This is a genomic window from Streptomyces sp. NPDC002754 (assembly GCF_053592315.1).
Genome location: NZ_JBSFVM010000051.1, coordinates 1 through 12787 on the forward strand (window position 1 = coordinate 1; position 12787 = coordinate 12787).

9 protein-coding genes are annotated in these 12787 nt (G+C 72.8%); 4 read left to right on the top strand and 5 right to left on the bottom strand.

Annotated features, from left to right (window positions below):
• The first annotated feature begins 163 nt into the window (after positions 1-163).
• Complete coding sequence (locus tag ACWD2L_RS39310) at positions 164-889, top strand: TetR/AcrR family transcriptional regulator (protein ID WP_351345791.1); 726 nt, start codon at positions 164-166, stop codon at positions 887-889.
• Positions 890-1236: 347 nt separating this feature from the next.
• On the opposite strand, the gene ACWD2L_RS39315 is transcribed toward ACWD2L_RS39310, so the two are convergent.
• Positions 1237-1584, bottom strand: a complete 348-nt coding sequence (locus tag ACWD2L_RS39315) for an isomerase (protein ID WP_351345788.1) — start codon at positions 1582-1584, stop codon at positions 1237-1239.
• Between the two features lie 68 nt (positions 1585-1652).
• The gene (locus ACWD2L_RS39320; protein WP_351345794.1) at positions 1653-3278 is read right to left on the bottom strand and encodes a fused response regulator/phosphatase; all 1626 of its coding nucleotides are present in this window, start codon (positions 3276-3278) and stop codon (positions 1653-1655) included.
• Between the two features lie 203 nt (positions 3279-3481).
• Here ACWD2L_RS39320 and ACWD2L_RS39325 point away from each other — a divergent pair, with 203 nt between their 5' ends.
• Entirely contained in the window at positions 3482-4528 is a 1047-nt protein-coding gene (locus tag ACWD2L_RS39325) for a LacI family DNA-binding transcriptional regulator (RefSeq protein ID WP_351345785.1), read from the top strand.
• Positions 4529-4603: 75 nt separating this feature from the next.
• Entirely contained in the window at positions 4604-5440 is an 837-nt protein-coding gene (locus tag ACWD2L_RS39330) for a phosphatase PAP2 family protein (protein ID WP_351345782.1), read from the top strand.
• A 46-nt stretch (positions 5441-5486) separates the two neighbouring features.
• On the opposite strand, the gene ACWD2L_RS39335 is transcribed toward ACWD2L_RS39330, so the two are convergent.
• Both ACWD2L_RS39335 and ACWD2L_RS39340 read right to left on the bottom strand, forming a co-directional pair.
• Positions 5487-7061: an amidohydrolase gene (locus ACWD2L_RS39335; protein ID WP_351343264.1), complete on the bottom strand. Its 1575-nt coding sequence runs from the start codon at positions 7059-7061 to the stop codon at positions 5487-5489.
• 391 nt (positions 7062-7452) lie between these two features.
• Positions 7453-8922: an APC family permease gene (locus ACWD2L_RS39340; protein WP_351343262.1), complete on the bottom strand. Its 1470-nt coding sequence runs from the start codon at positions 8920-8922 to the stop codon at positions 7453-7455.
• A 150-nt stretch (positions 8923-9072) separates the two neighbouring features.
• Between ACWD2L_RS39340 and ACWD2L_RS39345 the strand changes: the two genes are divergently transcribed.
• Entirely contained in the window at positions 9073-9681 is a 609-nt protein-coding gene (locus tag ACWD2L_RS39345; protein ID WP_351343261.1) for a TetR/AcrR family transcriptional regulator, read from the top strand.
• 49 nt (positions 9682-9730) lie between these two features.
• Here ACWD2L_RS39345 and ACWD2L_RS39350 read toward each other — a convergent pair whose 3' ends face one another.
• Positions 9731-12751: a bifunctional [glutamine synthetase] adenylyltransferase/[glutamine synthetase]-adenylyl-L-tyrosine phosphorylase gene (locus ACWD2L_RS39350; RefSeq protein ID WP_351343259.1), complete on the bottom strand. Its 3021-nt coding sequence runs from the start codon at positions 12749-12751 to the stop codon at positions 9731-9733.
• Positions 12752-12787: the final 36 nt, after the last annotated feature.

A 12787-nucleotide genomic window follows, 5' to 3' on the forward strand; every position in this document is an offset into this window, starting at 1 on the left:
GGTCTCGTAGCGGAGCTACTAGGGCATTTCGGCAACGCCGCGAGCGTGCGTGCCAGACCCCGCGAGGCAGACGGGACTTTCGAAACACGCCCTAGTGACGACGAGCGGTGGCGGGGCACGGGGGCCGGTTGGCAGGCCGGATTCGCTCGGTAGAGTGTTCGGCATGACTACCGGGGTGCGGCGCAGAATGGGAGTCGAGGAGCGGCGGCGGCAGTTGATCGGGGTCGCACTCGAACTGTTCAGCCACCGCTCCCCCGACGAGGTCTCCATCGACGAGATAGCGGCCGCCGCGGGCATCTCGCGACCGCTGGTCTACCACTACTTCCCGGGCAAACTCAGCCTGTACGAGGCCGCGTTGAGGCGGGCGGCGCAGGATCTGGCCGAGCGGTTCGAGGAGCCGCGGGAGGGTCCGCTGGGCGCGCGGCTGCTGCGCGTGATGGGCCGCTACTTCGACTTCGTGGACGAGCACGGTCCCGGGTTCTCCGCGTTGATGCGGGGCGGTCCGGCGGTCCCCGCGGGCGGAGCCTGCTCCATGAGCACCGCGTCGGCGACGAACGCGCTGATCGACTCCGTCCGACAGGCGGCGTACGTCCAGATCCTCGCGCATCTGCGGGTGTCGGCGCCCTCCGCCCGCCTCGAACTCGTCGTGCGCTCGTGGATTTCGCTCGCCGAGTCGACGGCGCTGATCTGGTTGGACGGGCGGCGTGTGCCGCGCGAGGAGCTGCAGCTCCAACTCGTCCACGACTTCGCGGCGTTGGCCGCGGTGAGCGCGGCGCACGACGAGGAGATGGCGTCCCTCCTCCGCCATATCCTCGCGGACGACCCCCCGGACGGCCCCTTCGCCACCCTCATCACCCGGCTGGCGTCACTGACACCGGTCGGCGCGTAGGGCTGCGCCGGCGCCGGCCCCTGACACACGTGCCGCCCGCACCGTGGTGCCGCCCCAGGCGGCAGATTGCCCAAGGCGGCGGCAGGCACCCCGTCGGGCCGAACGCCCCCCCCGGAGGGGGCGGGGGTGGGAGGTGAGCGGGGAGGGGCCATCACCTGCGGGACGGGTGGGCCAATTAAGCCCCTGCGGCGATTGAGCAGCGGGGTCCGGGGCGGAGCCCCGATCTTTCCAGCCCGGCCGACGCTTGAGCCTTCCCAGCCCCGCCGGCGTTTGGGCTTTTCCAGCCCCGCCGGCGTTTGAGGCGCGGGGTCCGGGGCGGAGCCCCGTGGCGGAGGGGCGGTGCCGGGTCAGTCGGCGATGGCCGAGCGGTACGACGGGGTCAAGTCGCGGACCTCCGCGGAGAGATGCACACCGGCAGGCTCCTTGATGTGGGCCGGAAGCGCCACCAGCACCGCCTCCGCAAGCGCCACCTTCGCCTCCTCCGTCCGCCCCGCGAGCAACGCGATCTCCACGTGCACGACGGACCCGACCCCATCCCCCACCACCGTCGTCCCGACCTCGCGGAACCGCGTCTTGCACGCGGGAATACGCGCCGCCACGATGTCGACGGCAGCCTGATGCACGGCCCCGGCCAGCCCCACCCGGTCGAGGCGATCGTGGAGATCCGCCGAGTGGTCGACGGTGATCTGCGGCATGGAACCCTCCGAGGGTGTCGTGGTGCGTGTCGGCGCCCACCTTCACCCGGAAGCGCCCACCCGCACAATCACGTCCCGCCCAGCGGACGCGCCACGGCCCGCCGCACCGCGAGGAGCGCGATGTCGTCGGCGCGGTCGCGGCCGAAGCGGTCGAGGAGCGCGTCGCACAGCTCGCCGGGCGGCGCGGGCGCGACCGCGGCGGCGCGGCGCAGCTCCTCCAAGGACACGGCCAGATCGATGCCGCGGGTCTCGACGAGGCCGTCGGTGACCATGAGGAGACGATCACCGGGGCCGAGGTCGAGCACGGTCGGCTCGGGATGCGGCAGCCGGAGCCCGAGCAGCGGCCCCGCCGCCTTCGCGTACCGCGCCGCGCCGCCGACCGGCACGACGAGCGGCGGAATGTGCCCCGCGTTGGCCACCCGCGTACGGCCGGTCGCGGGGTCGACGAGGGCCAGGCACAGCGTGGCGGTGAGCTGCGGGTGGTAGTGCTTGAGCAGCCGGTCGAGGCGGGCCACGAGGTGGGCGGGGCGCGGGTCCTCCAGGCAGTAGGCGCGCAGCGCGTGCCGGAGCTCGACCATCACGGTGGCCGCGTCGAGCGAGTGCCCCACGACGTCGCCGACGCCGACCAGCACGCCCTCGGGGGTGGGCAGCGCCGCGTAGAAGTCGCCGCCCATCTCGGCCTCCTGGGAGGCGGGCTCGTAGCGGAAGTCGATGTCCAGGCCGGCGAAGGCGGGCAACTCCGAGGGCAGGAAGTTGTGTTGCAGCGTATGGGCGACATGCCGCTCCTGCTCGTACAGGACGAGGGGTTCCGCGGCGAGCGCGGTCGCGCGGGCGAGCTGGGCGACGAGCGGCCCCGTCCTGCCGTCCGGGTCGGCGAAGTCGGGCGTGGCCAGGCACACGGGGAGCCGGCCGTCGCGGGTGCGGGAGAGGGTGAGCCGGGCGCCGCCGGGCCCGAAGTACGCCTGCGGCCACACGGCCGGGGGTGGCAGCGCGGTGCGCACGCCGCCGGGCCCGCAGCTGATCCGCCGCACCAGCTCGACGGCCCGCTCGCGCGCTGCGGCGTCCGGCACCACGAGCGCCGCCGCGCTCCGGGACAGGCCCGTGTGCACCGCGCCGTGGTCGCCGAGGACGAAGACCGCGGCGTCGCCCCCGGTGAACCGGGCCGTCGCGGCCGCCGCCGTCCGGGCGAGGTCGGCGAGGTCCCGGGCGCCCTGCACGTCGACGACGGCCCGGGAGAGCAGCGTGAGGTGGTCGAACTGGGCCTGGGTGTCGGTGAGTTCACGGGCCCCGCGGAGCGCGGCACGCACGACGGCGCGGATCTCCTCCGGTTCGGCGGGCACCGTCAGATATGCCTCGCCGCCCGCGTCGAGCGCGCGGCAGCGGTCCGCCGGCGCGGAGGGGCGGGCGGAGAAGTGCACGACGGGGATCCCGGCGAGCGAGGGCAGCGCCTTGACCCTGCGGCACAGTTCGAACCCGCTGAGGTCGGGAAGGCCCACGTCCACGAGCGCCACGTCGGGCAGCGCGCCAGCGCGCAGCCGCACGTCGAGTTCGACGAGGGCCTCGCCCGCGGAGCCGACCGGGATGACGACATGGCCCGCCCGGCTCAGGACAGCGCTCAGTGCGTACCGGCCGGCGGCGCTGTCGTCGACCACCAGGATGGTGCACCCGACGTCGGTTCCGGATCTCTGAACCATGGTGTTCACGAGCAGGCCCCTCAGGAAACGGAGCGGTGCGAGCCCCCTCGGCCCGCCGCACCAAACTACCGCCGGACACCCGTGCGGCGGCCCGCCCTTCCTCCGGTTCACCGTTCCGGGTGGCGGCGGCCCAACCCGGCTTGCCCGCCCGGTACTTCCCGTTCGGTGGGCAATGCGGCGAGTGACGGGTAAGGTCGCGTCCCGTGACCGCACGCCTAGCCGACATCGCAGCACAAGCGGGGGTCAGCGAAGCGACCGTCAGCCGTGTGCTCAACGGGAAGGCGGGGGTCGCCGCGGCCACCCGCCAGTCCGTCCTCGCCGCCCTCGACGTGCTCGGCTACGAGCGCCCCGTGCGCCTCAAGCAGCGCAGCGCGGGCCTCGTCGGCCTGATCACGCCGGAACTCGAGAACCCGATCTTCCCCGCGCTCGCCCAGGTCGTCGTGCAGGCCCTGACCAGGCAGGGTTACACCCCGGTCCTGGCCACCCAGACCCCCGGCGGCTCCACCGAGGACGAGCTGACGGAGATGCTCGTCGACCGCAACGTCAGCGGCATCATCTACGTCTCCGGGCTGCACGCCGACACCACGGCCGACCCGCAGCGCTACGAGCGGCTGCGCGGCCAGGGCGTCCCCTTCGTCCTCGTCGACGGGTACGCGCCGTCGATCGCGGCGCCCTTCATCTCTCCGGACGACCGGGCCGCGGCCCGGCTCGCGGTGACGCACCTCGCCTCGCTCGGCCACACCCGGATCGGGCTGGCCGTGGGGCCGCGCCGCTTCGTCCCCGTACAGCGGAAGATCGAGGGCTTCGTACGCACGATGACGGAGCGGCTCGACCTGCCCGGGGACGAGATCGAGCGCGATTTCGTCCAGCACTCCCTCTACACCCTGGAGGGCGGGCAGGCCGCGACCTCCGCGCTGCTCGACCGGGGCTGCACGGCGGTGGTCTGCGCGAGCGACATGATGGCGCTCGGCGCGATCAGGGCGGTGCGCGAGCGCGGCCTGGACGTGCCGAAGGACGTCTCCGTGGTCGGTTTCGACGACTCTCCGCTGATCGCCTTCACCGATCCACCGCTGACCACGATCCGCAAGCCGGTACACGCGATGGGTCAGGCGGCGGTGCACACGCTGCTCGAGGAGGTCGGCGGCACGCCCGCGCCGCCGAGCGAATTCGTGTTCATGCCGGAACTGGTGGTGCGGGGGTCCACGGCCGCGTCAGCAGCGGTATCCGTAGGGGTTCGGCCTCGTCCGTAGGGCGTAGCGGGTGCGCCCATGACCCGCCCGAGGGATGATCGGTCGGGGGGTCGTGATCTGGCAGACTCTGTGCCTATGGGTGAAATGACCGTGACGACACGTGAAGGCCGAAAAGGGGCCACACCCTCACCCATCGCGGAAGTCCGCGCCGGGCGTCGCCTTCGGGCGCCGCGGCGCCCCCGCCTCTGGTTCGAGATCCTGCTGATCGCGGTGAGTTACTACACGTACTCCCTGATCCGCAACGCGGTCCCGGAGCAGAAGGCGCAGGCGCTGCGCAATGCCGACTGGATCTGGCAGGCGGAGCACAGCCTCGGGATCGCCGCCGAGCAGACCGTCAACCATGCCGCGAATTCGGTGAGTTGGCTCATCGTCGGCATGAACTACTACTACGCGACACTGCACTTCGTCATCACGTTGGGCGTGCTGGTGTGGCTGTTCCGCTGCCATCCCGGCCGCTACGCGGCGACCCGTCTCGCGCTGTTCGCGACGACGGTGGTCGCCCTCGTCGGTTACTACTTCTATCCGCTGGCGCCGCCGCGGCTGATGAGCGGCGGCGGCTTCGTCGACACCGTCGCGGTGCACCAGACCTGGGGCTCGATGGCCTCGGGCAACCTGAAGAACATGTCGAACCAGTACGCGGCGATGCCGTCGATGCACATCGGCTGGTCGCTGTGGTGCGGCATGACGATCTTCGCGCTCGCCTCGGTGCCGTGGGTGCGGGTCCTCGGGCTCCTCTATCCGGTGCTGACCCTGGTGGTCATCGTGGCGACCGCGAACCACTTCTGGCTGGACGCGGTGGGCGGCATGCTGTGCCTGGCGTTCGGGTTCGCGGTGGCGCGGGCCTGGTACGGGGCGCTGCCGTACGCGCTGCCGCGTCTGGTGACCCGACCACTGATGCCGATCAAGGCGTAGGCCTGACGGCTCGGGGGCGGCACCGTACGGTGCCGCCCCTTCCGTCTCAAGCGCCGCGGTGCGTGATCCGGCCGTCCGTCACGGTGAGGACGACGGGGGCCTCGGCGACCTCGTCGGCGGGGGCCGTGACCGGGTCGAGGCCGAACACGGTGAGGTCGGCGCGCATCCCGACCGCGATCCGGCCGCCCTCCGCCGCGTGCCCCGCGGCGATCGCGGCGTGCGAGGTGACACCCTCCAGCGCCTCGAGCCCGGTGAGCCCCTGCGCGGGGCCCGCCGCTCCCTCCGGCACCCGCGCCATGGCGAGCACCTGCCGGCCGTCGTAGTGGGCGATCGGCCAGTCGGAGCCGAGCGCGAGCACGGCGCCCGCGTCCCGCAGGTCACGGGTGCGCCAGGCGCGGGCGGCGCGCGCGTCACCGAGCCGCTTGGACCACTCGTCGCTGTGGTCACCCTTCGTGTACGCGGTGTGCGGCGGCTGCATCGACGCGGCGACGCCGAGCGCGGCGAACCGCGGGATCGTGTCGTCGGGCACGGACTCGATGTGCTCGATCCGGTGCGCGTTCCGGCCGCTCGCCCCGAGCGCCTCGATGGTGTCGAGGGCGTGCCGGACGGCGGCGTCGCCGATGGCGTGCGTCGCGGTGCGCACGCCGGCCGCGTGCAGATGACGTACGGCCGCGCTGTACGCCGCCGGGTCCGGCCAGAACGCGTCCGTCCCCTGCCCGTGGCAGTCGGCGTGCTCCAGCCAGGCGGTGCCGCCCTCGACGGTGCCGTCCATGAAGAACTTGACGCCACCGACCCGCCAGCGGCGCCCCGCCCGCTTCTGCAGTTCCACCAGCTCGTCGAGCCCGGCCCGGTCCACGCCCGGCATGCACCAGGGCGAGACGGTGAGCCGCAGCGGCAGATCGGTGTCCTCCTCCACGGCGGCGAGCAGGTCGAGCCCCGAGCCGTCCATGACGTGGGCCCCGGTGAGACCGGTGGCGGCCATGGTGCCCAGCAGCTCGACGAGTCCTGCCCGGCGGTCCTGGGCCGAGGCCCGGGGCGCGACCTCGTACACGAGGTCCATGGCGGCGTGCTCGACGAGGTATCCGGTGGGCCGCCCGTCGCCGTCGCAGACGATCTCGGCCCGCTGGTCGAAGGAGCGCGGCCCGGTGACCTTCGCGGCGTCGAGGGCGGCGCCGGTGACCAGCGCGGAGTGGCCGTCGTACAGGCGCAGGAAGGCGGGTGCGCCGCCGAGCACGTCCTCGATGAGTTCGCGGTGGACGGTCCGCCCCTCGAAGGCGTTGTGGTCGAGCCCCCACCCGACGACCCAGCCCTTGAGCCGTTCGGCTGTGCGCAGGGCGGCGCGGAGTCCGTTTAGGTCGGTCACGCCGCTGAGGTCGACGCCGGTCGCCATTTCCAGGCCCCAGACGGGGTGGCTGTGGGAGTCGACGAGGCCGGGCACGACGTGGGCGTCCGCCAGGTCGAGCCGTTCGGTGTGCGGCCCGGTCCAGTCCCGGACGAGGTCGTCCGTGTCACCGACCGCCACGATGCGGCCTCCGGCCAGAGCCAGGGCGGTTGCCCTCGGCTGGGTGGGGTCGAGTGTGCGGATGTGGGTGTTGGTGAGGAGGAGGTCGGCGGATGGCATCGGTGCGGTTCACTCCGTTTCGGGTCGTCTCGGTCGTGTCGGTGTGTGCGGTGCTGCTGTGGTCCGGTTTGCGCTCCGCGCCCCCACCGGCACCGGCTCCCGCCCTGGGGCTCCGCCCCAGACCCCGCTGCTCAATCGCCGCAGGGGCTTGATTGGCTCGCCCGCCCACATCCAGCCCCTGCGGCGATTGAGCAGGCCTTTCCAGCCCGCCGGCGTCTGAGGCGACTTTCAAGCCCCGCCAGCGTTTGAGGCGTGGGGTGCGGGGCGGAGCCCCGATCTTTCCAGCCCCGCCGGCGATTGAGGCGCGGGGTCCGGGGCGGAGCCCCGATCTTTCCAGCCCCGCCGGCGATTGAGGCGCGGGGTGCGGGGCGGAGCCCCGGGGCGGGAGCTGTTACTGGCCGAAGCGGGCGTACGTGGCCGGGCGGGAACGGCGTAGGCGCCATGCCAATCCCAGGCCCAGCACGAAGACCGCCGGGGCGACCGCCAGCAGGATCCAGTTGACCAGCGGAGACGCCCCCGTGAAGAGGTCGATGTGCGTGGCGACCAGGGCGATCGCCACCGCCAGGAGCAGCGTCGCGGCGACCGGCGCCACGACCGTCCGCACCACCCCCTCCTCGTGCGTGATCCGCCGGAAGAAGAACGGGACGGCGAGCGCCGCGAGGAGCTGGAGGGCCATCAGGCCCAGCATCCCGGGGGTGTTGACCCACAGGAGGAGCTGGTCGTACGGGTCCGCGCCCGCCGCCCAGAACCCGAGCACGACGACCGCGCCGAGCACCGTCTGCGCGAGCCCGGCGACGTAGGGGGAACGGTGCTTGGGGTGGATGCGGGCGACGGCCCGCGGCAGGACACCCTCGTCGGCGAGAGCGAGCGCGTACCGGTTGATCGCGTTGTGGAAGGCGAGGAGCGAGGCGATGACGCTGGTGACGATGAAGATGTGCATCAGGTCCGCCGCCCAGCCGCCGACGAAGGTGGTGATCGCGGTGAAGAAGAGGTTCGCCGGGTCGTCGCCCGCGGCCTTGACGACGGCCGCGTCGCCGAAGGACTGGATGGCGATCCAGACGGTGAAGGCGTAGAAGAGGCCGAGGAAGGCGACCGCGATGTACGTGGCGCGCGGCACCGTACGGTCCGGGTCGCGGGCCTCGCGCCGGTAGATGACGGTCGACTCGAAGCCGGTGAACGCGGCGAACGCGAAGGCGAGGACGGCGGCCGTGCCGGGCACGAGGACGTTGCCGGGCGCGAAGGAGGCCGCGGACAGGCCGTGCGCGCCGCCCTTGAGGAGCACGCCGCCCGCGAGCAGGAGCAGGATGCCCGTCTCCGCGACCAGCAGCACGCCGAGCACCTTCGCGCCGAAGTCGATCGAGCGGAAACCGCCGTACCAGATCAGGACCAGGCCCACGAGGGAGACCGGGAGCCAGGGCACGTCCGTGCCGAACAGGGCGTGGACGGTGTCCTGCGTGGCGGAGCCGAGGAGCCCGTAGACGCCGATCTCCATGCCGTTGTAGCCGACCATCGCGAGCAGCGCCGCCCCGATTCCGGCCGGTTTGCCGAGGCCCTGCGCGATGTACGAGTAGAAGGCGCCGCCGCCGCTGACGTGGCGGCTCATCGCGGTGAAGCCGACGGCGAAGACCGCGAGGGTGATGCCGGCGAGCAGGTACCCGGCGGGCGCTCCGACGCCGCCGAGAGCGATGGCGATGGGCGCGACGCCCGCCATGACGGTGAGCGGGGCGGCGGCGGAGATCACGAAGAACGCGATGTCGGAGGTGCCGAGGGTGCCGGTGCGCAGGCTGGGCGACGCGCTCGGCGGTGCGGTCCCGGTCTGCGTCTTGTTCTGCGTCTTCGTCTTTGAAGAGGTCTCGGGCATGCGGAAGGAAGCCCTTCTGGCGGCGGCAGGCCCGCACTGCGGACGGGCGTAAATCTAAAGGCTTTTGGTTTCCGCAATGTAGCCTCCCGTTGGGCATACGGGAAGACCCGATTTTCCGCAGCCGACTGTGACCACTGAGGAGGAACCGGAATGGGGCGGCCGCGCACATCCCTCCTCGACCGGGAGCGGATCACCACGGCGGCGCTCGCCGTCGTCGACGAGCACGGCGAGTTCAGCGTCCCGCAGGTGGCGCGCAGCCTGGGCGTGCAGACCGGCTCGCTCTACCACCACGTGGACGGCCGGGACGGCATAGTGGAGCTGCTGCGCGAGCGGATCTGCTCCGCGATCGACGAGACACCGCTGACCTCGGGCCTCCCGTGGGACGAGGGGATCGCCGGGTGGGCCCGCTCCTACCGCGCCGCGTTCGCCGCGCACCCCAAGGCGATCCCGCTCCTGACGACCCACCCGGTGCGGGCTCCCCGGGTCCTCGCGCAGTACGAGCTGGGGGTGGCGCTACTGCTCGACGCCGGGTTCGCGCTGCCGGACGTGATGCCGGTGATCATCGCCCTGGACAACCTGGTGCTCGGCTCGGCGCTCGACATGGCGGCGCCCGACACCATGTGGGAGCCGACGGAGGAGGGGCGGACCCCGCTGCTCGAACGGGCCCTGGCCGCCGGGCCCGAGAGCCGTACGGACGCGGCGTTCGAGCTGGCGCTCACCGGGTTCGTCGCGCGCTGCCGGGTGCTGCTCGACGCGTAGGGCTGCCTGACACGTAGGGCTGCTCGGGCTTGATTCGGCACCGGCCGCGTCACCCGCCGTAGAAGCGCTCCTCCATCACGGCGCGTGCGCGGCGCGTGGTGCGGCGGTAGTCGTCCAGCATGTCGCCCACGTGCCCGGGGTCGTACCCCAAGTAGCGTCCCACGGCGCCGAGTTCACGCCCGTCCGAGGGGAACGTGTCGCCCGGCCTGCCGCGCACCAGCATCACCGCGTTGCGCACGCGCGTGGCGAGGACCCACGCCTCGTCGAGGATCGCCGCCTCCTCGGCGGGGATCAGCTCGGCGGCGCACGCGGCGGCGAGGGCCTCGCGGGTGCGGGTGGTGCGCAGGCCCGGTTCCGCCCAGCCGTGCCTGAGCTGAAGCAGCTGCACCGTCCACTCGACGTCCGACAGGCCCCCGCGGCCCAGCTTCGTGTGGAGCGTGGGGTCGGCGCCGCGCGGCAGCCGCTCCGACTCCATGCGGGCCTTGAGGCGGCGGATCTCCAGTACGGCATCGTCGCCGAGGCCTTCGGCTGGATAGCGCAGCGGGTCGACCAGATCGACGAACGCGCGGCTCAACTCCTCGTCACCTGCGACGGGTTGGGCCCGCAGCAGCGCCTGCGACTCCCACACCAGGGACCAACGGCGGTAGTACGCCGCGTAGGACTTGAGCGTGCGCACCAGCGGGCCGGACTTGCCCTCGGGGCGCAGGTCCGCGTCGATGAGCAGCGGCGGATCGGCGCTCGGCAAGGCGAGGAGTCGGCGCATCTCGGAGACGACCTTGTTGGCGGCCCGCGCGGCCTCCTGGTCGTCGACGCCCTCACGGGGCTCGTGCACGAACAGCACGTCGGCGTCGGAGCCGTAACTCAGCTCGTGCCCGCCGAAGCGGCCCATGGCGATGATGGCGAAGCGGGTCGGCAGGGTGTCGCCCCAGCCGTCACGGACCACGGCCCGCAAGGTCCCGCCGAGCGCGGCGGCCGTCAAGTCCGATACGGCGGAGCCCACTTGGTCCACCAGGGCGCCCTGGTCGGCGACGGCGGGGGTGTCCTCGGTGCCGTACGAGGCGATGATGTCGGCGGCAGCCGTGCGCAGCAGCTCGCGGCGGCGCACCGCGCGCGCCGAGGCGACGGCCTGCTCGGCACCGTCCGCCCGCCGTACCGCCGCGACCGCCTCCTGCTCCAACTGGGCGTGTCCGCGCGGCTCCAGGCCCCGCTCGTCGCCGAGCAGCGCCACCGATTCGGGGGCGCGCATCAGGAGGTCGGGGGCGAGGCGGCCGGCCGACAGGATCCGGGCGAGGTTCTCCGCGGCCGCGCCCTCGTCGCGCAGCAGCCGCAGGTACCAGGGTGTTTTGCCCAACGCGTCGGACACCTTGCGGAAGTTGAGCAGCCCCGCGTCCGGGTCGGCGGAATCCGCGAACCAGCCGAGCAGCACCGGCAGCAGCGTCCGCTGGATGGCGGCCTTGCGGCTGACCCCGGAGGCCAGCGCCTCCAGGTGGCGCATCGCGGCGCTCGGGTCGGCGTAGCCGAGTGCGACGAGGCGCTCGCGGGCCGCGTCGGCGCGCAACCTGGTCTCACCCGGGGCGAGTTGGGCGACGGCGTCGAGCAGCGGCCGGTAGAACAGCTTCTCGTGCAGGCGGCGGACGACGGACGTGTGCCGCCTCCAGGCCCGCTTGAGGTCCGTGATGGGTTCCGTGCGCATGCCCATCGAGCGGCCGATGCGGCGCAGGTCGGCATCGCCCTCGGGCACCATGTGGGTGCGCCGCAACTTGTAGAGCTGGATGCGGTGTTCGAGCGTGCGCAGGAACCGGTAGGCGTCGTCGAGCTGCACGGAGTCGACCCGGCCCACGTATCCGCCGTCGGCGAGCGCGGCGAGCGCCTTCAGGGTCGTCCCGCTGCGCAGCGCGGTGTCCGCGCGCCCGTGCACCAACTGCAGCAGCTGCACGGCGAATTCGACGTCGCGCAGGCCGCCGGGCCCGAGCTTCAGCTCGCGGTCCACGTCACCGACGGGGATGTTCGCCACGACCCGCTTGCGCATCTTCTGTACGTCGGGCACGAAGTTGTCCCGCTCGGACACCTGCCACACCATCGGCGACACGGCGGCGACGTACTCCTCGCCGAGGTCCGGGTCGCCCGCGACCGGGCGGGCCTTGAGCAGCGCCTGGAACTCCCAGGTCTTGGCCCAGCGCTGGTAGTAGGCGAGATGCGAGGACAGCGTCCTGACGAGCGGCCCGTTGCGCCCCTCGGGGCGCAGATTGGCGTCGACGGGCCAGATGGTGCCCTCGACGGTCGTGTCGGAGCAGATCCGCATCATGTGCGAGGCGAGCCGGGTGGCGGCCTGGATGGCCTTGCCCTCGTCGGCGGACCCGTCGGCGGGCTCCCCGACGAAAATGACGTCGACATCGGAGATGTAATTCAGCTCATGGCCACCGCACTTGCCCATCGCGATCACGGCGAGCCGGCACAGCGCTGCGTCGGCGGGGGACGCTGTGCGGGCGATGGCGAGGGCCGCGCGCAGCGTCGCCGTCGCCAGGTCGGCGAGTTCGGCGGCGGTCTCGGTGATGTCGGTCGTGCCGCACACGTCGCGGGCGGCGATGGACAGCAGGCAGCGCCGGTAGGCGACGCGCAGCGACGACTCGTCGGTGGCGTCGGCGAGCCCCCGCTCGAACTCCTCGACGCCGGGGTGCAGATCGCCCGCCTCGTACGTGACCAGGGCCCGCCAGTCCTTCGAGTGCCGGGCGAGGTGGTCGGCCAGCGCCTCGGAGGAACCGAGGACGCCGAGCAGCCGGTCGCGCAGCGGCTTCGCCGCGACGAGCGTGTCGAGCAGCTCGCGCCGCGCCGTCTCGTCCTCCTGGGCCTCGACCAGCCTGACGAGGCCGAGGAGTGCCAGGTCCGGGTCGGCGGCGGCGCCGAGCGCGTCCAGGAGCAGCGGGTCGGAGCGCACGGCGGACAGGGCGGGGTCGTCGAGCAGTCGCTCGGCGGTGGACGGATCGGTGAAGCCGAGTCGCAGCAGCCGGGTGAAGGTGCTGCTTCTGCGGCCGCCCGTCCACCGTCCCCCTTCGTGCGGCACCGACATCATCGCCCGGCCTCCTGTTCGATCAACGGTGGCCTTGAG

Bases quoted from the DNA above. Each gene is read 5' to 3' on its own strand.
- ACWD2L_RS39320 (WP_351345794.1), bottom strand. From the start codon at position 3,278: ATGGTTCAGAGATCCGGAACCGACGTCGGGTGCACCATCCTGGTGGTC.
- ACWD2L_RS39335 (WP_351343264.1), bottom strand. From the start codon at position 7,061: ATGCCATCCGCCGACCTCCTCCTCACCAACACCCACATCCGCACACTC.
- ACWD2L_RS39310 (WP_351345791.1), top strand. From the start codon at position 164: ATGACTACCGGGGTGCGGCGCAGAATGGGAGTCGAGGAGCGGCGGCGG.
- ACWD2L_RS39350 (WP_351343259.1), bottom strand. From the start codon at position 12,751: ATGATGTCGGTGCCGCACGAAGGGGGACGGTGGACGGGCGGCCGCAGA.
- ACWD2L_RS39330 (WP_351345782.1), top strand. From the start codon at position 4,604: ATGGGTGAAATGACCGTGACGACACGTGAAGGCCGAAAAGGGGCCACA.
- ACWD2L_RS39315 (WP_351345788.1), bottom strand. From the start codon at position 1,584: ATGCCGCAGATCACCGTCGACCACTCGGCGGATCTCCACGATCGCCTC.
- ACWD2L_RS39345 (WP_351343261.1), top strand. From the start codon at position 9,073: ATGGGGCGGCCGCGCACATCCCTCCTCGACCGGGAGCGGATCACCACG.
- ACWD2L_RS39340 (WP_351343262.1), bottom strand. From the start codon at position 8,922: ATGCCCGAGACCTCTTCAAAGACGAAGACGCAGAACAAGACGCAGACC.